A 24,697-nucleotide genomic window follows, 5' to 3' on the forward strand; every position below is an offset into this window, starting at 1 on the left:
TAGCCTATTTTTAAAACATCTTCTTTTCACCCTATAAGTTTTCCTTTATAATAAGGTTTAGACATAGGAGAGGAGGCGTCACAATGGGGAAAGAACCGGTGACAGAGCAATTTTTTATTGATAAACTAACCGAGGCCAAGGATCATTTCGAGCGTGCGCTGGATTGTAAACACACAGAGTTCGACGATCTGTATCCCTATATGATTGAACATCCTCAATTTTTCTGGTACAAACGTTATGTTGCATGGTCGGAACTTTTGACGATCACTAGCCTGTGCGAAGAGCTGGAATTCAACTGGAAACAGAATTTCACAGAGAATCAGGTTGAGTATCTGGAGCAACGTGTGATGTCCGCTAAAGTTCTTGACTTCTGGTTTGAGAAGAATGAAGCGCTGATATAGGATCTTTGTTAAGGATGAAAGACCCAAATGGATTCTCATTTGGGTCTTTTTTTGAATAGGACAATCTAGTGGAAAGGAGGGATGACCATGATCAGCGATGAACAGCTGGATGCCTACCGCATATCCGGTGAGAAGGTGCGCGTTATCCGTGACGCTATTGAGAGTAATGATGTTAGAGGCATCATTCTGGCCTGGGATGATACACAGGTGATGGTTCGCCGTCCTAATAAGCATGTTGTTAAGCTAGACCGTAATTATGTATTTCAGCCATACTCGGAGCCGCGCAAAGGTCTGGAGGATTTGTAGGTAAAATAGCAAAAAGAGCAAAGCCCCCGTCCTTATCATGACGGGGGCTTTGCTGCAGTTAATCTAACGGAATTCAGATGGACATAGCCATCTGCTCGACGCTTTCGGTCTTCGGCAGCACTGCAAGCTCGGGATTAAGCCCCAGATATGCACGCATGCGCTGCATCATCTCATTGCGGAAGCCCGGCCACTGGATATTGATGTTACCGGTATAACCCCGGCATGCGTAAGAAGCTTCGACACCACGCTGATCCTGGCGGATCGTGGTGATCTTAAGATTGTGGGAGGACAGCTCGCGTGTTACCTCCTGGAGCATCAGTGAAGTCTTCTTCGTTGCGCTTGTCACCAGCTCCATATAGAGCTGAGGGGTCTTGAATAATCCGCTCCTGCCGATTACACGGCAATCGCGTTCAAATACTTTATGAATAAACGTCAGCAGCAGATAGCTTCTCACAAGGGACAGTTCGTCTTTGGTTATATCTTCAGGAATAATGGGTGTGTTCAGAGTAGTTCTGGTAGTGGTCGCCATATAAATCACCTCATTTATAGTATGCGAACTTCTGTTCTTATTATACCTTGAATTTATAATGAAAAGCAATAATTATCCAAAAAATAATGAAAAGAAATGAAATAATAAAAAAGGTTGACTCTGATATTTGTACATGATATGATCTATCTTGTGGTCGCGAAAGTGACACTCATAATTTGCGGTCATGGCGGAATTGGCAGACGCGCTGGCTTCAGGTGCCAGTGGTAGCAATATCGTGGAGGTTCGAGTCCTCTTGACCGCATCCTATTGAAGAAGACCCGTAATCGCTTAGGCGATACGGGTTTTCTTTTTGCTATGGACAGATGGTCACTGAATGTCAGTTTTATGTGGAAACCTGTAATGAACACTTGACATAAGCCTTTAAAGCCACTATATTTGCACTTATTAAAAGAGTTATAATAACTTGCCGTTATGAAAGGAGCCGTTATGACCGTATCCCATAATACACATCAGGTCAAAAGGATAAATGTAGAGCTGGTGAAAAATACATTGAAGGCCGCGGGGACCGGAACGAAGGCATCGATTGCCGGTATGACACAGCTGAGTGTGGCTACTTGCGGCAGTATTTTGAATGAGCTGGTCCGCAGCGGGGAGGTGCTGGAGCTTGAACTGGAGGAGTCGAGCGGCGGGCGTCCTGCCAGACAATACATGTTCAATGCTGATTATGCCTGCGTGCTCTGCCTTATGGTGAGAACTGAAGGCGGACGGCATTCCGTATCGTACATAGTGGTTAATCTGACAGGAGACAGGCTGGATGAAGGGACCCGTGACTTTACCCGGATTGATACGGATACAGTGGATCTGCTAATCGGAGAGCTGACCCAAAAATACAGCAATATAAAGGCAGCCGGCATCGGCATACCGGGAGTCGCACACCGCGGGGTAATCGGCATCTGTGATGTGGCTGAGCTGGCTGGAGTCCCTTTGGGTGAGCAGCTCAGCGAGAAGTACGATATGGATATCATTGTTGAGAATGACATGAATGCTACCGTGTACGGTTTTTATCAGCTGCATAATCCGGAGGAGGACCAGCCGTTTGCCGTAGTCACCTTTCCCAGGAATCATTTTCCGGGAGCAGGCTTTATCGTAAACGGGCGGATGGTGGCGGGGATAACCAATTTTGCCGGAGAAATCTCGTACCTTCCTTCTGCATACACTCGGGAGGAGCAGCTTCAGCGGCTGCATAAGCAGGAGACCTTTATCCCCATGGCGGCCCAAATGCTGGCTTCGGTCATCACGATACTCAATCCGGTCTCGGTAGCCGTTACCGGCGAGCTGACAGACCCCTCTATGACGGAGGAGCTGCTTAACGGGTGCCTGGAGCATATTCCGCAGGAGCATATGCCTGCGCTGCTGATCAAAAATAACACACAGGAAGAATACATGACCGGCATAACTGCCCTTACGCTGGAGAGTCTGACGTACAGGCTGCAGCTGGTTGAACGCAAATAATAACGGGCATCAAGCCCGGTCTGAGTATTTATTTTGTCCATAATCAACATTCACATCTTTCAGGAGGCCTTCACGTTGAAACAGCGTACAACCCGATTTAATAAAACCTATGCGATGCAGCTTGTTACAATCTTTTTGGGCTTTATCATCTTCGGGATATCGGAGAATATTAAAGGACCGGCTATTCCGCGGATTCAATTAGATTTTCATTTGAACGAGGAGCAATTGGGAAGCCTGCTGTCCCTCAACGCTCTGGGTTATCTTATTGCGTGTTCGTTCACCGCTATATTGGTCCGTAAATTTGGAATTAAAGCGACTAGCATCATTTCATTTGCCTCCATGCTGCTGTCCGGTATTTTTATCTTTGTCTCGCATGCTTATCCGGCTTTTGCCGCCTCTTACTTCCTGATGTATATCGGTAACGGGATGCTGGAAATTGCCCTGGCTATACTGGGGGCGCGGATTTTTGTCAAAAATGTCGGTACGATGATGAATCTGTCCCATTTTTTCTATGGATTAAGCTCGACTGTTGCCCCGCTGATTGCCACGGGGATGATGTCGGTTCAAGTATCCGGCCAGGAACTGGATTGGCGGGGAATGTATCTGGTGATGCTCTCCCTGTCTCTGCTGCCGATTATAACGGCGCTGCGCAGCACCTTTCCGGGGGATGATCTGCCGGCTGAACAACGCACGCCCTTCAAAGAATTACGGCGGGATCCGGCCTTATGGTGGATGGTGCTGATCCTCTCCTTCGGCGTTGTGTCTGAGCTGGCTGTCGGCGGCTGGCTGGTTAATTTCCTGGAGAAGGCTTACCGCTGGGATACCGTTAAGGCCTCCGGCCTGCTGTCCGCATTCTTCCTGCTGTTCTCAGTCGGCAGGCTGGTGCTGGGACCGTTGACTGACAAAATCGGCTTTACGCTGTCGCTGATTATCTTCTCGGGCTTCTCAGCTGTCTGTACCTTTGCAGCACTTGCAGGAGGTGAGTCCTGGGCATTCCTGTTTGCTGCCGCCGGCCTTGGGATTGCGATGATCTATCCGACCGTTATGGCCTTCATAGCCAAGCGTTATCCGGGCGGAAGCGATACAGCCATTACTTTTACAGTTACTATGATGGGGCTGGGCAGTGTGATCGGGAACTATATAATCGGCTTTGTTATCGAAGCGGTAAAGAAGATGTATGGTGAGAATGACCCGGACGCACTGCTGCGCGGGCTACAGGCGGGATATGGATTTATTGGTCTGTGTGCGCTGCTGTGTGCGGTATGCGGCTTCGTTCTGTACCGCTTCCTGAAGAAGCGCGGCGAGCTGATCTAACCGCAATAGCCAGCTTATCAGACACGAACCATGCTCTAGCCGGAGAATCCGGTTCTCATAACCGGTTTCATTGATGCAGGAACCAGTCCGGGATCTTGGCAGTACACGGCCACGGCCTGCATAATTTGTCCGGATGGTCGCAGTGGCATTACTAATACTGAATGATTACAGCCGCGGGTGACGGCACCGGAATAGGCTTCAGAGAAGCTGAGGCGTTGGCTTGTTATAAGTACGATCTGAAGGCGGAGTAACTGCTGCGTTCACTAAGAAAAGGTGCTTTCCTGTTATAGGAGAGCACCTTTTCTGTGTTAATTCAGGCTGATCTTAAGCCGTCTGTAATACAGCCAGGTTCTGCTGACAAAGGAGCCGAAGATGATGACCGAGACAAGCATCAGCAGAATATTGGTAAGCCGCGCAGGGTTGGCGCCATCACTGCCAGCACTGCCGATAAAGACTGTAAGATTCAGCGAATAGAGCAGCAGCATAGGCAGGAAAAGCAGAGTATAGTACATGGCGATTCTGCGCGCATGCTTCAGGCGGTGGAACGGATCGCTGTACATTTGCGGGCGCTCTTCACCCTGGTCATACTCCTTGCTCCATATCGTCCATTTGCGGGTAGAAAAAGAGGTACTGAACATGTTCCTCCAGCCAGCCGCCCTGTGCAGCTCGAAATAATCCGGGTCTGCAGCAAGCTGATAATCCGCATGATAATTCACCAGCCGCGGACTGCCTTTAATGAAGTAGAAACTCGTGCCCAGCCGTCCGACCTTGTACAGGTTGTATCCGCGGCGTTCCTGATTCTCAAGCCATTTCTCCAGCCGGTCCGGGGAGTACATCCAGCCAAGTCTCAGACGGACAGCCCTGCGGCCTGCTGACAGATGCATAGGCTCGGCCTTTTGTGCCCGCTCATTCTCGCTGTAGTAGTGCCTGCTCTCAGTTCTGATCTTGTAAAGAGCTGTCACGGCGGCTGTAAGAAGCAGCAGAAGAACGAAGCCAGCAAGCCCGGTAACCAGCCACATGGGGCTTTTCACAACATGGACAGGTGTGCCTGACCATACTGAAGCAGCGAGAAGAGTCAACGGGATGATGGTAATAACAGCTGCATACACGGTTATTCCAGTGAAGAACAGGGAGTGGGTTCGGCTGCGCTTAAGCAGCTCCTTCCGGGCCGGGAAAAGCTTAATCTGCTCCGGCCGGCCGCTGTTAGCATATACAGACCATTTGCCCTGCTGCAAATGCTTCCTCCAGCCACCGGCGGCCAATGCTGCCGGAATATCAGTTATGGCTGACGGGTCATAGGCGATCTGCCATATCATGTGGACAGGGTTGTCCTGCCGGAATGAAAATGTGCGGAGCCGCAGATTCCAGCCTGCAAGCACCCAGCCCTGGGCGGCCATTTCTGTTAACCAGGCTTCGGTCCTGTGTAATTCATAGCTCCAGAAGGGACGAAAGACGGTTTTCATAAAAAATCCTCCTCACAGGCGACGGCGTTGCGGTGCAGCTCCTTCAATCTGCTGATTTCAACAGTCATCACTCTTTTACCGGACTCCGATACCTCATAGACGGTTTTACGTTCTTCGTCGGCGTATACAGTAATCAGCCCATCCTTGTTCATTTTGGTTAATGTACCGTACACTGTGCCTGATCCCAGCTTAATCCGTCCGCCGGACAGCTCTTCTACATGCTTGATGATCCCGTAGCCGTGGCGCGGTTTCGTCAGAGACAGCAGGATGTAAAAAGCCGTTTCGGTCATTGGTACATACTTTTTCAGCAGCTTATCGGTTGCGGACAACTCCATCACCTTTTCCTTGGTCATGCTCAAACTATGTCATGACGTGACTATATCATGTTGTGACATAATAATCAACTGCGGCTGGCCGGAACGGTAATCTTACGGTTCAGCAGGATCGCATTGATCTCTCCGCCAACCAGAATAATAATTGAGCTGATATACAGCCAGATTAGCAGAATCATGACCCCGCCAAGGCTGCCATAGGTTTTGGTAAAGTCGCTGAATTGGTTGACATAGACGGAGAACAGCACGGATGTGATGATCCAGCCTAAGGTGGAGAAAAGCGCTCCCGGCATAACCTCTTTAAGCCGCAGCCTGCGGCTGGGGGCGATCCAGTAGAGCAGTGTGAATACGACGAACATGACGAAGAGGGGAACGGCATATTGGAGCAGATCCCAGAGCTTGTTCAGGCCATAGGGCAGATCAGCCACTAAAAAGACCTGTGTCTTCAGCCAGCTTCCGAACACGAGCAGAAGAATGCTAAGCAGCACAACTAAGCCGATTGACAATGTAGCCAGAAAAGCGATCCCCCTGATCTTCCAGAATGCTCTGCTCTCATCAATATCATAAGCCCGGTTAAGGCCTTTAATAATGGCATTAACCCCCTTAGAGGCGGCCCACAGTGTAGCGAGCATGCCGAACGACAGCAGCGTCTGGCTTCGTCCCTCGGAGACATCCTGCAGAATTTCTTCAATAATGGAATAGGCTTCTGCGGGCATAATCCCCTCAAGCTGCTGAATCTTGTCCTCCAGGGGAATATGCGCATACCCGATCAGGGTCATAATAAAGATCAGAAACGGAAACAGGGAGAGAATCAGATAATAGGTTAATTGCGCGCTGATGCCCTGCACATCATCGTTTTTAATTTTGGTGAACAGCTCTTTGCCAAAAGAGTACACTCCGGCCGAATTCTTCTTCATATTTCCCTCCTTCAATTACTCTATAATATGTACTTGTGTGATATTAATATTATTATCATTACCCTGAATAAGGTTAAACTCTATATACACAGGACCAAAAAATGGGAATGAAGGGGAATGTTAATGAGGCTTGCACCAGAGGAACTTCAAAGGATACAAGACTGGTTCTACCGTAACGCCCGCCCGCTTGATCTGGCAAGATGGCAGTATCACTTTGAGGATGGCGGACAGGAGGCTGTGCTGAAGGCACTGGCTGCCTACCAGAATGAGGACGGCGGATTCGGACATGCTCTGGAGGCGGATTCATGGAATCCCAATTCCTCGCCGCTGTCTACGGCGACTGCTGCAGAACGGCTGCTGGAGATCGGCTACGAGAACAGCGCGCATCCGGTCGTGCAGGGAATGCTGTTGTTTCTAGGCAGCGGGGCCGAAATGGATGATAACACCTGGCGGAATGTGATTGCCTCGAACAACGAATATCCGCATGCGCCCTGGTGGCATACAGATTCGGACAGCACCTCCCGCAGCACCTTTAATCCGACGGCGATCCTGGCAGGCTTTATTCTGCAGTATGCGGATAGGGAGAGCCGGCTTTTTGCCCGGGGATTGGAGATTGCGAAGGAGCTGGGGGCGCTTTTTATACAGGAGCCGGAGCTGGAGATGCATCCCCTCATGTGCGTGCTTACCTTGCTCGATTATATCGCTTTGGCAGGACTGCAGGAGTATTTCGCCTATGCTGAGATGAAGGCTGCCGCCGCAATGCGGATTACAGCTCTGCTGGTACGCGATGCCGGAGACTGGAGAGGCTATACCTGCAAACCGTCAGCGCTTATTCATAACCCGTTAAGCCTGGGCTACACAGATAACAAGGCTCTCGTGGAAAAGGAGCTGGACTTCACACTTTCCAGCCGGAACGGTGAAGGGCTCTGGAGCCTGAACTGGAGCTGGAACGGCTATGAACGGGAATTTGCGGTTAGCGAAAACTGGTGGAAGGCGGGAATAGCACTTGATAAGCTGTTGTTTCTGCAGGCGTTCGGGCGTCTGGATTAAAGCTCTATAATGAATAGGGCGGTGCTGAAGCTGCTCTCCGGATGGAGGCTGCTTGCGGCACCGCCTTTTTTGGAATCAGCTGATGACGGTGACTTCGGTGAATTCCTGCAAATAGATGTCCTCAACTTTTTTCAGAACGGAAGGTGCATGTCTGGTGAATTTCAGGCTGGATACCCTGTCTTTCATCAGAAAGATACCCGGCTTATCCTTGTGGCTGCCCAATGCTGCATTATACAGCAGACCTGCGCCATAGCTAGGATGGCGGAAAAACATTTTCATCAGCGGCTTAATATAGAAGGGCAGACCCGAATCCTTGTCCTTGCGGAGCGTATTGTTGCCTCCCGGATCAGCACTGCGGATCATGATACCTTCAGCAGCCAGTGCCGGAGCAATTTCCTGTGTCCATAGGGAGAGTGCCAGTTTGGAAACAGCGTAAGGGCCGAACAGCTTTCGGAACGTACGGGGCTGCTCTAACAGGGCGGGATCGAACGATTTTACACTGAGAATGGCATTGGAAGAGGTGTTGATAACGGTTCTGAGGGTTCCTTTAAGCAGCAGGTTCTTCACCTCCTTGGTTATGATGTAGGGAACCACAGTCTGCAGCTCATAGTGCAGCTCACGACCTTGAGGGGAATACAGCAGCTCAGGAAAGCTGCCTCCGGCGTTGTTGAACAGCAGCTCAAGCTTGGGTTCCCCGGCTTTGATGCGATCCAGAGCCCCGCGCAGACTGCTGAAGTCGGCCAGATCTGCTGTGTAAATACGCAGCCGGCTGCTTTTGACGGCTTCCTTTATCAAAAGATCATCTGCCGGGAAAGCAGAGCGGATCAGCGCAGCAACCTGCCAGCCTTCATTAAGCAGTCTGCGGGTCAGCTCAAGGCCTATTCCGTTATTGGCTCCTGTAATTAGCGCAGTTCCTTTATGTTGTACATTCATTAAAATCTCTCCTTAGATTGAGTGTAGGTTCCGGCAGAGGCTTTTTGTGAGCGTTCATCTGTCAGTGGGCTCATTCTATAACCTGGAGCCGGCTCCAAGTCAACAGGTGTTTTAACGGTTTTAGACTCAGCGCGGACAATTCAAAAAGGAGCCATAAGGCTCCTTGCGTATAACCAATTAAATTTGAGTAGTACTTACTCTTCCGGCCGGGCGGGTTACTTAGTGATTATGTCATAAACCTTACTCAAATTCGTCTTAAAGTATGTAGTAAAGTACCAGTTATGATACACTTCCGGTACAACAATCTCATCAATGCTTTTCTTGTTTTGAATGGCTTCTGCCACAATTTCCATTATATAGTTTAGATATCCTTTCACTTCGTGAAGCTCTTGCAAAGAGCATACTTCGCCATGTCCCGGTACGATCGTTACTATATCCAGCAGTTCGACCTGCTCCAGAATATTCAGCCATTCCTGAGGATTTGCATAGGCCAAAACCGGGTGATGCTTTGAGAGAACCAGATCTCCTATTATGAGAATTTTGTCTTCAGGAATGTACACGATCGCATCACTTTGCGTATGCCCTCCGCCAAATGTAAGGATCACAATACTACGATTACTGCCATGTATGGTCATCTGATGATCAAAAGTTATCGTCGGCAGCGAATGTACCAGATCGGGGAGCATCTTCATAAACTCACGGTCACTAGCATTTTCCCATTCCATTTCCTTTTTTAGCTTCTCATCTGTCTCTTGTTGAATTTGCTCTTCAAATTTTTCGATAGCCTGAATCATCTGCTCCGTGTTTTCCCGGTATTGGGCTAACCTGTCTCTGGCAAAAGTATTCATAATCTCACGTGTTGTTGATGTTGAAATAATCTGTGCAGCAGGTATAAACACTTGATTGCCAGAGGTATGGTCACTGTGCCAATGGGTGTTGATTACATAGGATACGGGGTTTCCCGTAAGGTACTCTGCGGCTGCTTTCAAATCTTCTGCAGCCTGTATTGTCGAGAAAGTATCCACGACAAGAGTTGTATCCCCTAGATCAATGATTGCTGCATTTCCCAAAGAACCGGTACCCGGAACCGCAATCGCTGCAATTACACTATCAGCGACGTGATTCAGCCGAAAGTGCTCGGAACCTCTAAATGTTTCTATCCTATTTTTCATACTCACCTCTCCCTTCCAATATGGGAATAGATTATAGGCCATATCCATGAGGCAGACAATGTTTTTTTCGGGAAGCAGGCGCAAGATAGATTTTATATTCCACGCATAATTGGTTAACTAGGCGTTTGCAGTTGAGCACCCCGCTCACATAACAGCGTAAGATGGGCTTGACTTGGAGCTGACTCCAAATTATACAATAAGGTGCTTGCAAGAAATCCGGAGGTGAGGGAATTGATAGATTTGAATGAAGCGGCTGAGGGGGAGCAAGAAGGCTATTCCATTAAAAAGACAGCGGAGCTCACCGGCATTACAGAGGACACCATCCGGTACTATGAGAAGATCGGACTCCTGCCCCGGGCCCGGCGCAAGGGAAATACTCACCGGATATACAGCAGCGCGGATGTGGAGCGGATGAAGCTGATTGCCTGCCTCAAAAAAACAGGGATGCCGCTGGATGACATGCGCCCTTATCTGAGCCTGACTCCGGATTCAGCCTTGATTGCGTACCCGGAATTACATGACAAGATCCAGACCCATAAGCAGAATATCCTGGATCAGATTGCATCACTGCAGCAGATTGTGGATTTCATTGACAATAAGGTGATCCAGAGCGGCATCGGAACCCGGAATGAGGCTTGCACCCTTACCGGAGATACCAAACGGATGCCTGCCCGGAAATAAGTGTAAGCAGACACAATAGCCGGTAAAGGGAGGGAATGAATATGAGACAGATTACTTTTGCACCGTCAAAATACATTCAGGGGGAGGGAGAGTTAGGCAGGCTGGGAGCCTATTGTGCAGAAATGGAAGCTGGAGAGGCTTATGCCGTTATCGACCCGTACATTCTGTCTGTGTATGGTGAGGCGGTAAGGGACAGCTTTGCAGCAGCAGGTCTGCCGCTTCAGTTGCGGGAATTTCAAGGGGAGTGCAGCTTCGGACAAGTAGAGCAGATTGTCTCGGAGCTCGATCTTGACAGGGTAGGGGTCATTCTGGGCATCGGCGGCGGTAAAACACTGGATACTGCGAAGGCGGTCAGCCATTACGCCAATCTGCCGGCAATGCTGGTCCCGACAGTGGCTTCTACGGATGCGCCGTGCAGTGCGGTTGCCGTTCTGTATTTCGAAGACGGCCGGTTTGACCGGTATCTGTCACTGCGGCGCAGTCCGGATACAGTGATCGCTGATACGACTCTGATTGCCAAAGCACCGGCCAGGCTGCTGGCGGCAGGGATGGGTGATGCTTTGTCTACGTATTTTGAAGCGCGGGCCTGCCGCAAATCGGGCGCTGTCACCGAAGCCGGTGGAGCCGGTTCCATTGCTGCTCTGGCACTTGCTCGGGCCTGCTACGATACTCTTCTCGCTGACGGGGCAGCAGCCTTGGAGGATGTCCGTAAGGGACAGGCTTCTGAGCGGGTCGCCCATATTGTTGAAGCGAACATTTATCTGAGCGGCATCGGCTTTGAGAGCGGCGGCCTTGCCGCAGCCCATGCCATTCATAACGGCCTGACTATACTTGAGGAATGCCGCCACGTGCTGCACGGGGAAAAGGTTGCTTTCGCCACTCTCGCCCAGCTGATGCTTGAGCAGGCCCCGGAGGAGGAGATTGCCGCTGTTGCCGGCTTCTGCCGTGAAGCCGGATTGCCGGTAACACTGGAGCAGCTGGGCCTTGCTAATGTTAGTGCGGAGAAGCTGACGGCTGCCGCTTCAGCCAGCTGTACCGAAGAGGGACCGATGAAGAATATGCCGTTCCATGTTACTCCCCAGGATGTATACGCAGCGATACTGGCTGCCGACCTCCGGGGACGGCAAGCGGAGTAAGACTGTTAATTATTGCGCATCCCGCCTGTACATATTAAACCTTCGGATTCCAAACAATGAGAGCATTAGTTGCAGAAGACGAAGGGGGCGTTCCTGATGAACAAACGATACAGAGTCCGTTACAAATGCCGCAAGCTGCTTTCATATGCCGCCGTAGCCGTTCTCATAACCACGCTGATTCCGGGAGCTGCGTCTGCGGCGGGGACAGCAACTGAACTCCGGGCAGAGGGGAACAGGACTACGGGAGCTGAAGAACAGCCGGCGGAGACCGTCCGCAGCCGGGTAGCCATTATAGTTGATGATTTCGGCAACGGGATGCGCGGCACGGACGAGATGTTCGAGCTGCCGGTCAAAATCACAGCAGCGGTCATGCCGTTCCTGTCCACCACGGAGCAGGATGCGAAGCGGGCTCATGAACGGGGATATGATGTGCTCGTGCATTTGCCGATGGAGCCGCGCAAGGGCAAGCCGGAGTGGCTGGGACCCGGTGCTGTACTGACCAGCATGAGTGATGCGGAGGTTCGCCAGCGGGTGGAAGCAGCCTTGGATAATGTCCCGTATGCAATCGGAATTAATAATCACATGGGCTCAAAGGTAACCGGAGATGAACGGGTTATGGGCATTGTGCTGGCAGTCTGTAAGGAACGCGGCCTGTTTTTTGTAGACAGCCATACGAATTACCGCTCTGTTGCCGGTAAGCTGGCCCGGGAGCTTGGGCTGCCGCCTGTGGAGAATCACATCTTCCTTGATGATGTTCACTCGGCCAGCCATGTGCTGAAGCAGATGCGGCTTGTGCAGGAGCGCGCTTTGGACCAGGATTTCTGTGTAACGATCGGGCATGTCGGCATTCAGGGTAAAGAGACCGCCGCGGGCATCCGCAGCGGCATTGCAGAACTGAAGGATCATGTGGATTTCGTCGGCATTTCGGAGCTGGTCAAGCAAGAATGGAAATGGAAGGCACAGCTCAAACTTCCATAAGATAAGCAGCGATGCCGCCGGCTATGGCCTCCGCAAGCTCTTCCTGGCCATGCGGTGTACAGAGCCGGCTGCGGTCTGCCGGACTGCTTATAAAGCCCGCCTCAACGATTACTGTTGTGGCGGTTATTTTGTTGAGCAGATAAAAGGGCTTGCCCGGTCTCGGGTCAGCCTGCATGCCATACAGCTTGTTCAGCTGATCCTGTATGGATCTCGCCAGCAGAAAGCTGCGCCCTTCCTGGCGGTACAGCACCAGCGGCCCGTGCTTAACCGGTGAAGGAGCCCAGTTGATGTGGACGCTGACCACCACATTTGCCGGAAGCGTCTCTGCCAGCTCCTTGCGCTGGGCCAGATCGCGCATATGACGGGAGGAGCTGCGCAGCCAGCGGTTCTCATCGCTAGGGGCATAATCCCCGGTACGGTTGAGGATGGCATCGAAGCCGTCGCTGCGCAGCAGCAGAAACAAGCGGCGGGAAATCGCCAGGGTGATATCCTTCTCCAGAATGTCACCATGAGAGGTTCCCCCGTCGATTCCCCCGTGTCCGGCATCAATCAGGATAATCCGCTGGTCGTGGCCCAGCACCTGCCGGCGTTCGTGCTGTGCGGCAGGCGGTGATGCGGCAGGGGCAACACCAGAGCGAGCAGCATCAGCGGGTCCGGCCAGTAGCGCCAGAAGTCCTGCTGAAGCGAGCAGAATCGACCATCTGCGCCATGTGCGTCTTACGGTTCTTTTGTTAAAAGCGGCAGTGCTCAAACTTGAATGTCTCATGTGCATGACCTCCTTGCACGTTATTCGTGTTCTTCCGGCGGATTCTTTGTTAGATTGTGCTGGAAAAGGCAAGTCTATACGGGTCGCTGCCGGTTTAGGGAGATAAGCTTTGGAGCACACTAGATCCATAGAGATCCGGCAGCGGCCGGATGAAGAAGGACAGCTGATTGTAGAACAAACAGAGGAGGTATGAAGGATGGCTTCCAGCGGAGATGATCTGGTAAAGTACATTACCGAGAAGGTTGTAGTCTATATGGAGGACCCGAAGGCGAGCAGGGAGCGGCGTAAAGCCGAGAAGCAGCCATGGGCGCAAAAATGGTTCGGCATGCTGCCGCTCGCGCTCTCGATCTGGCGGAGCAAATGGACCCGGGAGGAGCGCCGGTGAGCGGCGGATACCGGATATACTGCAGGTTTATACACAATGCAAACAACCTTCCCAGCCGCATGGCGGCACTATAACGGGAAGGTTGTTCGTGCTGAATACGGCGTTTCAAAATTGTAACGGACTTCATTTAACTATCGCAAGAGCGCAACCAACGGGTCACTGTCAGCCTTTGTTCCATAAGCCATGTCCTTGCCCTTCGCATCCGGCAGCTTATGCAGTGTTCCTGTCTGCTGCAGCAGGGTAAAGGGGAGATACCGCAGTCCCTTCGGGCCGGAGGCAGCATAGATAATTGTGCGGCTGTTCTTGCTATTCTCTCCAGCGGAGTTCCGCCAGCTCTGGTAGCCGGTTATCATAAACGGAGCCCCGGTCGTGTCATTGGCACCAGGAGACTGGTAAGCGAGGGCACGGCCGTTGCCGAGCAACACGGCAACATTGCCGCTATCCACAGCCTTCAGCCTGGAGCTGGCCAGCCAGCTTATATCTTTATACGGGTCATCGGTTCCTCCGCTGAAGCTTGCTGACAGCGGAGTCCAGCTGTTGTCCTTACTGGTTACGGCACCAGCCGCCGGGAATGCTGCTTTCATTGCTGCGTCTGCCTTGGCCGGATTCCACGGCAGAAGCTCAAGGGTTACAGCATTAATATAGTAGGTCTGCTTGTCCAGCGTCAGCTTCCATACCGGCAGCATTGGCGCATAAAGGGCTGTTAATTCGGCGTTACCGGAGTAGGATGAAGGGATAAGAGCCTCCTGCACCGCATACTGGCGCAGTTCGGTCAAGCTGTAAGGAAGGCCTGTTGTGCCCGCCCCGTATTCACTAAGGGAGTAGCCGCCGTCTTCCGTCGCGGAAATGACCATGTAGCCAATACGCTGATCGCCGCTGAGCACATTTACAAGCCAGCTGTGAGTGCCCGGGCCGAGCGGGTAATATTCGGTCTTGGCATTCTTCCAGGCTGTAAAAGGAGCAGACACAGATAATTTGCTGATGTTATCCGCAGTAAACTGCTGAAGGGACTTTGGCGAAGTCTGCGGTTTCAGGGTAAGGTCCGGCTGAAGCACCTGAGTGACGGCCTGTGACACCGTATTACGGCTGCCTTGAGCGGTAGCCTCACCTGCTCCCGCAAAAGCTGTCGTAATAGGCAATAGGGCCAATCCGAGACACAGCAGGGGGAAAAAACGGGTGTGCCGCTTAACCGCTGCAGGCGGTCTTGCCAATGATTTCATCTCATCATTCACCTTTCTTGGTCCATAATCATACGGGCTTGTCCTCTACAGCTATTGTAGAGGACAAGCCCTGAAAAGGCTGTTGCTTGCTGTCGCGCAGGTGCTTGGAAAGCGGCTTGTTTTTTTGCCTGCTTTTAGCAGACCTGGTCGTATTCTATGAGCTGCGCAGATGAAACAGACCATATGTGACAGCGGAAACTTCAACTTGCGGCTCGTACTGCCAAGACGTCTCAGTCCGCCGGGCATTATATTGCTCTTCGATTGCCTGCTTCTTCTCCTCGTCCTGCTCCTTCAGCAGCTCGGCATAATAGAGATCGACGATGCTTAGCTCCAGCTGCAGCCGTTCCCGCGCCTGCTCAGCCCAGCTGTAATCCAGCCCGGCAAGCTGTCCGGTCAGATAGCTCTCCAGCCTGTCTGCACCGCCGGATACACTTAAATCATAGGGCTGAATATGAATATTCTCCGGCAGCCGCGGAGTCAGCTCCAGCCGGTCCAGTCTGGAGCCGAAATCTGTAGCGATCTTCCCGGTGGTCAGGGAGATACCGAGAAAATGCAGCTCCTCCCGCTTCAGGTCGCAGGTCATCTCAACCTTGTAACAGACGCCCAGCCATGGCTCATAAGCTGCTGAGAATAAGGTCATCCGCTGCCTGCTGCCGGGGTCCTCGAACAATTGGAGGCATTTGCCTTCGTCCCGTGCCGCAGCCCAGATCTGGTTGAGCCGTTTGCTGCCGTAGATGACATCCTCGCGGCGGATCATGCCAGGACCCAGACGCGGCAGTGCCGGAACAACCCCGAAATAACGGGCGAGTATGCTGTCCTGCGGATCGGCCGACACTCCAGCCGGGGCACCGCCCGGGGCCGTTCCGGCGGCGGCTGGCTCGGCAGCAGCCTCTATGTTTAAGCTGACCTGCGGCTGATTCACGGCGCCGCGCGTCCGGGCAGGCGCTGCTGCCTGGGCAGCGGCATGATCATATTGCTCCGGATCGAATACGAAGGTGAATGAAAGCGTCTCCGGCGCTGCGCCTGTACGTTCTACAAATCCCCAATAATAAGGCCTGTCGGTCAGCATACGGTCAGCCCGGGGTGAGAGCTTAACGGTTACATGCAGCGGTGAAACTTCGATAACGGTACATTCTGTGGCCTCCAGATATTCCATTACATGCTTGCGGACTTCCTGTGCCGTCAGCGTCATGGCGTAGCCCCGCTTTCCTTCCGGGCTTCCTGGGAGAGCCCGCTCAGCGATTCGCCGATATGATCCAGGCTGCTGCGAAGCTCCTCGTCGCTGCGGGCTTCCAGCATGATTTTATAAAGGCTTTTTTCCAGTGATTCCTTCTGTTCAAAGCGTTCCAGGATTACATCCAGCCCCCCGATGACCATCTCGAACATGTTGATTTTTTCGTGCAGCAGGTGGAGAATATGCTCTTCAATGGTTCCCTGGGTAGACAGGTTATATATAACGACGTCATTCTGCTGGCCCAGCCGGTGCACCCGGCCAATCCGCTGCTCTACCCGCATCGGGTTCCAGGGCAGATCGAAATTGATCATATGGTGGCAGAACTGCAGGTTAATGCCCTCGCCGCCTGCTTCAGTGGCAATCATCACTTGGGCACGCCCGCGGAAGAGATCCATCATCCAGTCCTTTTTACCGCGGTTCATCCCGCCGGAATAAGGTACACACTGCAGCCCGTGATCACGGAAGTATTGCAGCAGATACTCTTGCGTGGCCCGGTATTCCGTGAACACAATGACCTTCTCGTTCATATCCCGGATCAGCTCCATCGTCTTCTCCGCCTTGGTGTTCGTCTTGACTGTACGGATGCTCTGCAGAAGCTCCATCATCCGGTCACGTTTGGGCGAATCGGCAGGCAGCTTTTTGATCAGATTAACGAGTGTGATGAAGACCGCATCGCGGCTGCTGCAAACCTCGCGCTGAAGCGTCACTAAGGAGAGCATACTGCTGAGATTGCCGCCGGATTCCTGATAAGTGTCCTTTACAAAAGCAGTCACCCCGTCATACAGCGCTTTTTCCTCCGGTGAGAGGATGAGCGGGATATTCCGCACTTTACGTTTCGTGAAGTTTACAGGTCCTTCGCCGCGGCGGTTGCGGATCATCACCTTGGAGAGCTCGCCGCGCAGCTGAACCTCGTTCTTCGGCTGCCGCTTATCAACGACGAAGTTGGCTGCAAAATCACCCTGATTCCCGAGCTGTCCCGGCTTCAGCAGCGTGATCAGATTGAACAGCTCACCGAGATCATTCTGGACAGGCGTTGCGGTGAGCAGCAGGCAGTATTTTTTGCGGAGCTGCTGTACGAACTGGTAATTGGTCGATTTCTTGTTCTTCAGCTTGTGGGCCTCGTCAATAATCAGCATGTCATATTCGGAACTTAACAGCAGCTCCTTATGCGGGTCTCGTTTGGCCGTATCAAGGGATGCGACGACGATGTCATTGCCCCAGGAGTAGGCTTTTTTCTGGGCGATGGCGGTAATTCCGAACTTGGCATTCAGCTCCCGGACCCATTGCAGCACAAGGGAAGCAGGGACCAGAATGAGTACCTTGCCCACCAGCCCGCGGACCAGATACTCTTTTAGGATAAGCCCGGCCTCAATTGTCTTCCCGAGACCGACCTCATCGGCGAGAATCGCGCGGCCGGACATTTCAAACAGCACTTTATGGGCGGTATCAAGCTGATGAGGGAGCGGAGACAGGCCGGACAGATGCTTGATGCACTGCAGCTCGTCAAAGCTTGTGACCAGTCCGCTTTGTTCACCCTGCACAGCAAGCCGGGATAATTTCCAGTCTCCCCAGGGGCCGCCTTTTTCCAGCCTCGATTCCAGATCATGCAGCCAGTTTCGCTCAAAGGTTAGAGGGACCGGCAGCAGCGGGGCAGCCTGGCCTTCCACCTGCGGTAAGGAATTGCGGGATAATTGCGTCATGTTGCAGCCTCCTCCGGCGCGGTATTATATCGGAATGCGTAGAAGTAGTATGCTCGTATTAAAGAGAATTCATAACAGAGACTAAAAAACCGCGAAATCGCCGAAAAAAGCGACCCAAAACTGTTTTTTTTGCGGAATCGCTTCTATTTTCAAAAAGGAACTCTGCTACAATATGTGGTATAGTGATGAAGCATGTTCATACAATATATTGTTACAAAAGCGTGAAATGTTGGTTTGCTGAATGCATTTGGCGGTTGTTTTTTATTGACAAGCCAGGGCATAGTGTAACTGTAATTCCTGTTTTACATATCACATACCGGGAGGTTTTTCTATTGAGTACAGAGGGACCCAAGCAGCGCCTCGAAGGACTGAGCGAGAAAATATTTTTGGACCGTTATGCCTGGAAGGATGCGGACACAAACAATGCCAAGGTGGGCGATGTTGTACTGGTGCTGACCAAGGATGACCCGAAATTTCCGACCAAGGAGGTCGGTGAAATTGTCGAGCGCAGCGGCCGGATTGTGAAGGTTAGAACCCGCAGCGGTGAGCTGGTGCAATCCGATGTGGAGAAGCTGACACTTAATATAGAAAAAACACCGGAGGAAATGTGGGACCGGCTGGCTGCAGCCATGGCCTCTGTCGAGAAGACGCCTGAGCTGCAGAAGGAGTGGACGGACAAGTTCCGTTCGATTCTCGATGACTGGAAGCTCGTACCGGGCGGCCGGATTGCCGCTGGTGCAGGTGCGAGCGAGGAGCTCACTTTGTTCAACTGCTATGTGGTTCCTTCGCCCAAAGACAGCCGCGGCGGCATCATGCAGACGCTCTCCGAAATGACCGAAATTATGGCCCGCGGCGGCGGTGTCGGCATCAATCTGTCCTCGCTTCGTCCGCGCCGGGCGATTGTCAGAGGCGTTAACGGCTCGTCCAGCGGCTCTGTATCCTGGGGCGGCTTGTTCAGCTACACTACCGGACTTATCGAGCAGGGCGGCAGTCGCCGCGGTGCTCTGATGCTGATGATCAACGACTGGCATCCGGATGTGCTGGATTTCATCACCGTGAAGCAGACTATGGGCCAGGTAACCAACGCCAACCTGTCGGTCTGTGTGAGCAACGGTTTTATGAAGGCAGTTAAAGAGGATCTGGACTGGGAACTGGTCTTCCCGGATACAACGGATTCAGATTACGATGAAATCTGGGACGGTGATCTGGATAAATGGAAAGCGGCCGGCCGCAAGGTCATCCCTTACCGGACCGTCAAGGCCCGCGATATCTGGCATACGATTATCGAATCGGCCTGGAAATCGGCGGAGCCTGGCGTTGTGTTCATGGAATACTATAACCAGATGTCGAACAGCTGGTATTTTAATCCGATAATTTGTACGAATCCTTGTTTCCACCCGGACACCCGCATTGCAACAGAATATGGACTCCTTACAATAGAGGAATTATATAAAAAGACAGCCGGAGAATCGTTCCTTGTCGGAACCGATTTAAGACTGGTCGAGCAGGCAAAAGTGGTCGGCGGCCGAAGCTATGAAATTCCCGGTCTGCAGATGAGAAGGGCGACGGTATTTCCTACCGGCACGAGAGAGACCTTGAAGATTTCCCTGCAAAATGGGGTTGAATTATCTGTGACACCTGAACACCGTCTGTTTACCGACTCCGGCTGGAAAGAGGCTCACGCCTTAACCGCTGAAGACCGTGTATATCTGCAATCAGGTGAAGGCGGCTTCGCGGCTGAAGACACACTCGGGGAACAGTGGGGCTGGTTCCTTGGCTGGCTGACTGGAGATGGCTGGATTTCCAGTCGCGGCGACATCGGCATGGTATTTGGTGAGGCGGACAGCGAAGTCATCCCGGCACTGATTGCTGCTGGTGAAAGTATTACGGGCGTAACCGCCAAAGTGTTTAACCGGGACAACGGGACCAAGCAGGCATACTGGTGGCGCAAATCGTTCCGCGAGCAGCTTGAAGTCCTTGGAGTCAAGGCTGTCAAAGCGGCGCAAAAAGAGGTTCCAGCCGCACTGTATACCGCTTCGCGCGCGACAGTTGTAGCTTTCCTTCAGGGATTATTTTCGGCAGACGGAACGGTGTATGAGAATGACGAGATGCACCGGACTGTTAGGCTGACATCTGCATCGAAGAAGCTGCTGCAGGGCGTTCAGTTGCTGCTGCTTAACTTCGGGATTAACAGCTCCATTTATAATCGTCCCAAGAAAGCACAGGCTGTCTTTACTTACACAACTCTAGGTGGAGAAGAACGAACATACGAGGGTAGCGGATTCTATGAGCTGATTCTAAGCGGCAACAACATTGTGCAATTTAAGGAAAAAATCGGCTTTAAGCTGATTACCCGAAAACAAGAAGCGTTGGAACGGATCGCCAGACCATCGCGCAAATCAGAGAAGTTCATGTCCAGAGTCGTTGGAATTGAGACTGGGGAGCTTGTAACGGTCTATGATATCACCGAGCCTGTAACGCACTCGCTGATTGCCGGCGGAGTTGTTGCTCACAACTGCGGTGAACAAGGACTTCCAGGCTGGGGTGTCTGCAACCTGTCGGCGGTTAATCTCTCCAAGTTCTATGATGCGGAGAATCATGATGTGGACTGGGCAGATCTGGCGAGAACAACCCGTTATTCTGTCCGGTTCCTGGATAATGTTATCGACAAGACACCGTATCATTTCCCGGAAAATGAAGCGAATCAGAAACTGGAGCGCCGCGTAGGTATGGGCACGATGGGTCTAGCCGAGCTGATGATCAAGCTGAATATCCGTTACGGCAGCCCGGAATCGTTGGAATTCCTGGACAAGCTGTACGGCTTCATGGCAAGGGAGGCCTATCTGGCTTCGGCGGAGATTGCCGGGGAGAAGGGATCATTCAAGGCATTCGATGCTGAGAAATATCTGCAGAGCGGATTTATGCGCAATATCGCTGGGGTATATCCGGAAGTTGGTGAATCCATCCGCAAGCACGGCATGCGCAATGTTACCGTAATTACCCAGGCTCCAACAGGCAGCACAGGAACCATGGTCGGGACCTCGACCGGGATTGAGCCTTATTTCGCCTTCAAATATTTCCGACAGAGCCGGCTTGGTTATGATGAGCAATTCGTACCGATTGCCCAGGAATGGCTGGAAGCCCATCCGGGTGAGGAGCTGCCGGAGTATTTCGTTACATCAATGGACCTGTCCGCCAAAGACCATATCCGTGCGCAGGCGGCGATTCAGCGCTGGGTGGACAGCTCGATCTCCAAAACAGCGAACTGTCCGTCCGACTTCACCGTCGAAGAAACGGCCGAGCTGTATGAAATGGCCTTCGATCTTGGCTGTAAAGGCGTAACGATCTACCGTGACGGCAGCCGTGACGTGCAGGTACTGGAAACGTCGAAGAAGGATGACAAGAAGGACACACCTGCCGCAGCAGAACCTGCTGCCGAACCGGCCCCTGCTCCGGCGGCAACGCCAGCTCCGGCAGTAGCAGCTAGCCCGGCACCGCAGGCGGATGTGGTCGATAAACAATACAAGAAACGTCCGCAGGTGCTGCGCGGCGCTACCTATAAGATCAATACGCCGTTCGGCATGGCGTATATCACGATCAACGACCTGGACGGCATTCCGGGCGAAATCTTCCTGAATGTCGGCAAGGCCGGCTCGGACGTCTTCGCCATGGCCGAAGCCCTGGGCCGTGTCTGCTCGCTGTTCCTGCGCTACGGCGACCACGGAGAGAAGGTTGAGCTGCTGATCAAGCACCTCAAGGGCATCGGCGGCTCAGGCGCCATCGGCTTCGGCGCGAACCGCGTCGAGTCCATCGCCGACGCGGTAGCCAAAGCACTCGAAACGCATGTGCAGAACAATGCACATGATGACCACGTGGCCGCTCCGATCGCGGCCACCCTTGAGCTCGATTTCAATGAGGCGCTCAGCGCCGAGCTGAAATCAAGCGCGCCTGCCGCGGCTCCTGCAGATGCCGGGAACGGCGGACACGGCGCGCATAGCCACTCGGCGGCCTCGCGTGATCTCTGCCCTTCCTGCGGAGGTGCATCGCTTATAAATATTGAGGGATGTAAGACGTGCGGGAATTGCGGTTATAGCCGGTGCGGGTGAGAAATAAATTAATAAAAAATATTTATAGACCATGACATTTGACTTTAAAAGTATCATTTTAAGCTCAAACCTTATAATGGTTTGGGCTTTTTACTTTCCTAGGAGGAGACACATGGATATTATTGAATTTCAACAATGGGTTAAGGAATATTACAAGAATCGCAACTGGTCAGACTTAGATATATTTGTCCGCATTGGATTTCTTGCCGAGGAAACCGGGGAGGTAGCCCGTGCAATTCGTGCCTTGGAGATTGGCAGGGATCGTCCGGATGAGGCTGCAGGCACATTTCAAGAGAATAAATCTGCATTAACCGAAGAGCTTGGAGATGTTCTGGGAAATCTCATTGTAATTGCAAATACATATGATATATCACTTGAAGATATCCTCATATCGCATAAACAAAAGCTTCAGGCACGTTACGCAGAAAATTAAATAAACGGGGGATAGGTTATGAAATCAATCGCTGTATTTTGTGGTTCTAGTGAAGGAGCTCAGTCCATTTATAAAGAAAGCGCAGCTGAATTAGGCCAGGAACTTGCCAAACGCCATATTACTCTTATTTACGGCGGAGCTAATGTCGGACTAATGGGAATTGTTGCCGACGCTGTGCTGGAACAGGGAGGTTCTGTTATTGGAGTGCTTCCTCAATTTCTTCAAAATCGGGAGATAGCGCACATGGGCTTAACAGAGCTTATAATGGTGGAATCGATGCACGAGCGTAAAGCCAAGATGGCCGAATTGGCAGATGGATTTATTGCTCTTCCCGGTGGACCTGGAACATTAGAGGAGTATTTCGAGATCTTTACGTGGGGGCAGTTAGGATTGCATCAGAAGCCATGCGGATTGCTGAATATCAATCAATATTTTGATCCGCTGATCGCCATGTTTGATACTATGGAACGCGAGCATTTTATGCAGCCGAAGTATCGTTCAATGGTCATTAATGATGTTAACTCTGAGGGAATTCTAAATCAGTTCACGAATTATAAAGCTCCTTCCGTCAAATCATACCTCACAGAAAAACAGACTTGAGCTTCATTTATTCGAAAAATAATGAATTCCAATGAAGTAAAGCAGCCTAACTATGGCTGCTTTTTTCATACATGTTGCCGGTCTGTTATGTATGGTGTGAAATTCCATAATTAATTGGTTAGAACAGGGTAAGGGCGTTATTATTAATATAGTATCAACTGGGGGCTTCAGCGGTGCCCATGCCGGCGTTGCCTATACAGCTTCTAAACACGCAGTGGTTGGCATTACGAAGAATACTGGCTTTATGTACGCACAAAAGGGCATCCGCTGTAATGCGATAGCGCCTGGGGCCACAATGACCAATATCGTCAACACAATATCCAATGTGAATGAATTAGGTGCAGCACGCACAAAGGTGATTAAAGGTGTGATTCCCCGTCTTGGACAGCCGGAGGAAATTGCACAGGTTGCCTTATTCCTCGCATCGGATGAATCCAGCTTCGTCAACGGTGCTGTCATTACGGCAGACGCAGGCTGGACAGCAGGCGGTGGATCACCAAAGCTGCAAAAGTGACCATAAGTGATGATAAAAGTGGATCATGAAAGATGATAATTCATCTATGCATTCATTTTATTGCATAAATATTCATTGATGTTTTATTATGCATTTAAATGCATGGTTATCTAACTTTGAATGAGATACAATAAAAGTCCCGATTAGGAACTCCTATATCGGGACTTTTTAATGAAATAAATTGTGTTTATAAACTACCATACCAAGCGTCATCGACAGGCTCTAACCATTCTGTTTCGCCCGGTGTAATAGCCAGATGGACAAACCAACTGTCTTTGGTAGCTCCATGCAATGCTCCACATTTGGTGCGATTTTCACTACATCACCAGTTTTAAGCATCTGAGCGGTTTTTCCTTCTTCCTGATACCAACTCTCACCACCCGCAGCTAATAAAACCTGCCCGATTTTATGTGAATGCCAGTTATTACGAGCATCAGGGGCAAAGGTTACATTCCCAATTGGGGCATTTAGGGGAGTTGGGTCAGTAAATACAAATTGCAAATAAGCATCCCCGATAAAATTAGCATTAATCTTGTTACCTAACGGGAAAATGGTACTATTGCTCAATTGTTCATTTGACATCATGCACATCCCCTCTATTATTAATCCTTATAAATTTCCTTAGCGATGTTAAAAGCGGACCAAGCTTTCGGCCAGCCGGCATAGAACGAGAGGTGTGTAATGACCTCGGCAATTTCTTCCTGTGTGATTCCGTTTGCTTTTGCTTTATGAAGATGTGGAGTTAATTGCTCAAAGTTACCTCCTGAGATTAAAGCTGCTACTGTAATCATGCTGCGATCGCGGGGAGAAAGTTCTTCCTCCCTAGACCAAACCTCACCAAATAAAATATCATCGTTGAGTTCAGCGAATTTAGGTGCGAATTCTCCCAGCTTGTCTCTACCTGCAGTTTGTTTCTCTGCCATTATTACCATCCTCCATTAATGTATTTAGCTGCAACATCAGCTAGTGTATACCTTCAAGTGGACTTTAACGCAAGTAGGGGCAAATAATTAACGCTCTTTTCGTCTCGATATATTTGATTTCAAGTTAACTT

General features: G+C 51.3%; 23 protein-coding genes, 1 tRNA gene and 2 pseudogenes. 14 read left to right on the forward strand and 12 right to left on the reverse strand.

Going from position 1 to position 24,697, the window contains the following annotated elements:
• The first annotated feature begins 83 nt into the window (after positions 1-83).
• Together R70331_RS11010 and R70331_RS11015 are read left to right on the forward strand one after the other, a co-directional pair.
• Positions 84-401 (forward strand): hypothetical protein, encoded by a 318-nt coding sequence (locus R70331_RS11010; RefSeq protein ID WP_042175355.1) that lies wholly within the window; start codon positions 84-86, stop codon positions 399-401.
• Positions 402-488: 87 nt separating this feature from the next.
• Positions 489-707 carry a hypothetical protein gene (locus tag R70331_RS11015; protein WP_042175357.1) on the forward strand — a complete coding sequence of 73 codons (219 nt, stop codon included), beginning with the start codon at positions 489-491 and terminating at the stop codon, positions 705-707.
• 73 nt (positions 708-780) lie between these two features.
• On the opposite strand, the gene R70331_RS11020 is transcribed toward R70331_RS11015, so the two are convergent.
• Positions 781-1,236: a YhjD family protein gene (locus R70331_RS11020; protein WP_042175358.1), complete on the reverse strand. Its 456-nt coding sequence runs from the start codon at positions 1,234-1,236 to the stop codon at positions 781-783.
• 178 nt (positions 1,237-1,414) lie between these two features.
• Here R70331_RS11020 and R70331_RS11025 point away from each other — a divergent pair.
• From R70331_RS11025 to R70331_RS11035, 3 genes are all read left to right on the forward strand, one after another.
• Positions 1,415-1,498, forward strand: a tRNA-Leu gene (locus tag R70331_RS11025).
• Positions 1,499-1,683: 185 nt separating this feature from the next.
• The gene (locus tag R70331_RS11030) at positions 1,684-2,709 is read left to right on the forward strand and encodes an ROK family protein (RefSeq protein WP_081947576.1); all 1,026 of its coding nucleotides are present in this window, start codon (positions 1,684-1,686) and stop codon (positions 2,707-2,709) included.
• A 114-nt stretch (positions 2,710-2,823) separates the two neighbouring features.
• Positions 2,824-4,023: an MFS transporter gene (locus R70331_RS11035; RefSeq protein ID WP_042182496.1), complete on the forward strand. Its 1,200-nt coding sequence runs from the start codon at positions 2,824-2,826 to the stop codon at positions 4,021-4,023.
• A 308-nt stretch (positions 4,024-4,331) separates the two neighbouring features.
• Here the strand turns inward: R70331_RS11035 and R70331_RS11040 are convergent, their stop codons facing one another.
• The 3 genes from R70331_RS11040 to R70331_RS11050 all read right to left on the reverse strand — a co-directional run bounded on the left by R70331_RS11040 (position 4,332) and on the right by R70331_RS11050 (position 6,735).
• Entirely contained in the window at positions 4,332-5,486 is a 1,155-nt protein-coding gene (locus tag R70331_RS11040; RefSeq protein ID WP_042175362.1) for a DUF2812 domain-containing protein, read from the reverse strand.
• Positions 5,483-5,821 carry a PadR family transcriptional regulator gene (locus tag R70331_RS11045; RefSeq protein ID WP_042175365.1) on the reverse strand — a complete coding sequence of 113 codons (339 nt, stop codon included), beginning with the start codon at positions 5,819-5,821 and terminating at the stop codon, positions 5,483-5,485. The genes R70331_RS11040 and R70331_RS11045 overlap by 4 nt, the downstream gene beginning before the upstream one ends.
• A 65-nt stretch (positions 5,822-5,886) precedes the next feature.
• Entirely contained in the window at positions 5,887-6,735 is an 849-nt protein-coding gene (locus R70331_RS11050; protein WP_042175367.1) for a YihY/virulence factor BrkB family protein, read from the reverse strand.
• Positions 6,736-6,858: 123 nt separating this feature from the next.
• Here R70331_RS11050 and R70331_RS11055 point away from each other — a divergent pair, with 123 nt between their 5' ends.
• Positions 6,859-7,785 carry a hypothetical protein gene (locus R70331_RS11055; protein WP_042175369.1) on the forward strand — a complete coding sequence of 309 codons (927 nt, stop codon included), beginning with the start codon at positions 6,859-6,861 and terminating at the stop codon, positions 7,783-7,785.
• Positions 7,786-7,860: 75 nt separating this feature from the next.
• On the opposite strand, the gene R70331_RS11060 is transcribed toward R70331_RS11055, so the two are convergent.
• Positions 7,861-8,718 carry an SDR family NAD(P)-dependent oxidoreductase gene (locus tag R70331_RS11060; protein ID WP_042175370.1) on the reverse strand — a complete coding sequence of 286 codons (858 nt, stop codon included), beginning with the start codon at positions 8,716-8,718 and terminating at the stop codon, positions 7,861-7,863.
• Positions 8,719-8,933: 215 nt separating this feature from the next.
• Positions 8,934-9,890: an MBL fold metallo-hydrolase gene (locus tag R70331_RS11065; protein WP_042175373.1), complete on the reverse strand. Its 957-nt coding sequence runs from the start codon at positions 9,888-9,890 to the stop codon at positions 8,934-8,936.
• A 231-nt stretch (positions 9,891-10,121) separates the two neighbouring features.
• On the opposite strand from R70331_RS11065, the gene R70331_RS11070 reads away from it, so the two are divergent.
• The 3 genes from R70331_RS11070 (at position 10,122) to R70331_RS11080 (ending at position 12,685) form a co-directional block, all read left to right on the forward strand.
• Positions 10,122-10,571, forward strand: coding sequence for a MerR family transcriptional regulator (locus R70331_RS11070; protein ID WP_231576447.1), 450 nt, complete (start codon positions 10,122-10,124; stop codon positions 10,569-10,571).
• 41 nt (positions 10,572-10,612) lie between these two features.
• Positions 10,613-11,707, forward strand: coding sequence for a glycerol dehydrogenase (locus R70331_RS11075; RefSeq protein WP_042175374.1), 1,095 nt, complete (start codon positions 10,613-10,615; stop codon positions 11,705-11,707).
• 96 nt (positions 11,708-11,803) lie between these two features.
• Positions 11,804-12,685: a divergent polysaccharide deacetylase family protein gene (locus tag R70331_RS11080; protein ID WP_042175376.1), complete on the forward strand. Its 882-nt coding sequence runs from the start codon at positions 11,804-11,806 to the stop codon at positions 12,683-12,685.
• Here R70331_RS11080 and R70331_RS11085 read toward each other — a convergent pair.
• On the reverse strand, positions 12,672-13,451 hold the full coding sequence (locus tag R70331_RS11085) for an N-acetylmuramoyl-L-alanine amidase (RefSeq protein WP_081947577.1): 780 nt from the start codon (positions 13,449-13,451) through the stop codon (positions 12,672-12,674). The two genes, R70331_RS11080 and R70331_RS11085, sit on opposite strands and share 14 nt — an antisense overlap.
• Positions 13,452-13,647: 196 nt before the next feature.
• Here R70331_RS11085 and R70331_RS11090 point away from each other — a divergent pair, with 196 nt between their 5' ends.
• A complete protein-coding gene (locus tag R70331_RS11090; RefSeq protein WP_042175380.1) occupies positions 13,648-13,836 on the forward strand; it encodes a YqzE family protein in 189 nt (62 codons plus the stop codon).
• Between the two features lie 131 nt (positions 13,837-13,967).
• On the opposite strand, the gene R70331_RS30465 is transcribed toward R70331_RS11090, so the two are convergent.
• The 3 genes from R70331_RS30465 to R70331_RS11105 all read right to left on the reverse strand — a co-directional run bounded on the left by R70331_RS30465 (position 13,968) and on the right by R70331_RS11105 (position 17,990).
• Positions 13,968-15,056: a hypothetical protein gene (locus R70331_RS30465; RefSeq protein WP_052419018.1), complete on the reverse strand. Its 1,089-nt coding sequence runs from the start codon at positions 15,054-15,056 to the stop codon at positions 13,968-13,970.
• A 154-nt stretch (positions 15,057-15,210) separates the two neighbouring features.
• Positions 15,211-16,248, reverse strand: a complete 1,038-nt coding sequence (locus R70331_RS11100) for a YqhG family protein (RefSeq protein ID WP_042175383.1) — start codon at positions 16,246-16,248, stop codon at positions 15,211-15,213.
• Complete coding sequence (locus tag R70331_RS11105; RefSeq protein ID WP_042175385.1) at positions 16,245-17,990, reverse strand: DEAD/DEAH box helicase; 1,746 nt, start codon at positions 17,988-17,990, stop codon at positions 16,245-16,247. The genes R70331_RS11100 and R70331_RS11105 overlap by 4 nt, the downstream gene beginning before the upstream one ends.
• A 332-nt stretch (positions 17,991-18,322) precedes the next feature.
• Here R70331_RS11105 and R70331_RS31050 point away from each other — a divergent pair, with 332 nt between their 5' ends.
• From R70331_RS31050 to R70331_RS11130, 4 genes and pseudogenes are all read left to right on the forward strand, one after another.
• On the forward strand, positions 18,323-22,096 hold the full coding sequence (locus R70331_RS31050; RefSeq protein WP_081947578.1) for an LAGLIDADG family homing endonuclease: 3,774 nt from the start codon (positions 18,323-18,325) through the stop codon (positions 22,094-22,096).
• A 112-nt stretch (positions 22,097-22,208) separates the two neighbouring features.
• Positions 22,209-22,529, forward strand: a complete 321-nt coding sequence (locus R70331_RS11120) for a MazG nucleotide pyrophosphohydrolase domain-containing protein (protein ID WP_042175386.1) — start codon at positions 22,209-22,211, stop codon at positions 22,527-22,529.
• 18 nt (positions 22,530-22,547) lie between these two features.
• Positions 22,548-23,129 carry an LOG family protein gene (locus R70331_RS11125; protein ID WP_042175388.1) on the forward strand — a complete coding sequence of 194 codons (582 nt, stop codon included), beginning with the start codon at positions 22,548-22,550 and terminating at the stop codon, positions 23,127-23,129.
• 115 nt (positions 23,130-23,244) lie between these two features.
• Positions 23,245-23,643 (forward strand): annotated as a pseudogene (locus R70331_RS11130) (SDR family oxidoreductase); the annotation flags it as partial.
• Positions 23,644-23,830: 187 nt separating this feature from the next.
• Here the strand turns inward: R70331_RS11130 and R70331_RS11135 are convergent.
• Positions 23,831-24,225 (reverse strand): annotated as a pseudogene (locus tag R70331_RS11135) (cupin domain-containing protein).
• A gap of 20 nt (positions 24,226-24,245) precedes the next feature.
• Complete coding sequence (locus tag R70331_RS11140) at positions 24,246-24,566, reverse strand: carboxymuconolactone decarboxylase family protein (protein ID WP_042175390.1); 321 nt, start codon at positions 24,564-24,566, stop codon at positions 24,246-24,248.
• Positions 24,567-24,697 lie beyond the last annotated feature (131 nt).

The organism is Paenibacillus sp. FSL R7-0331 (genome assembly GCF_000758645.1).
In the GTDB taxonomy this organism is placed as follows: Bacteria; Bacillota; Bacilli; order Paenibacillales; family Paenibacillaceae; genus Paenibacillus_AQ; species Paenibacillus_AQ camerounensis.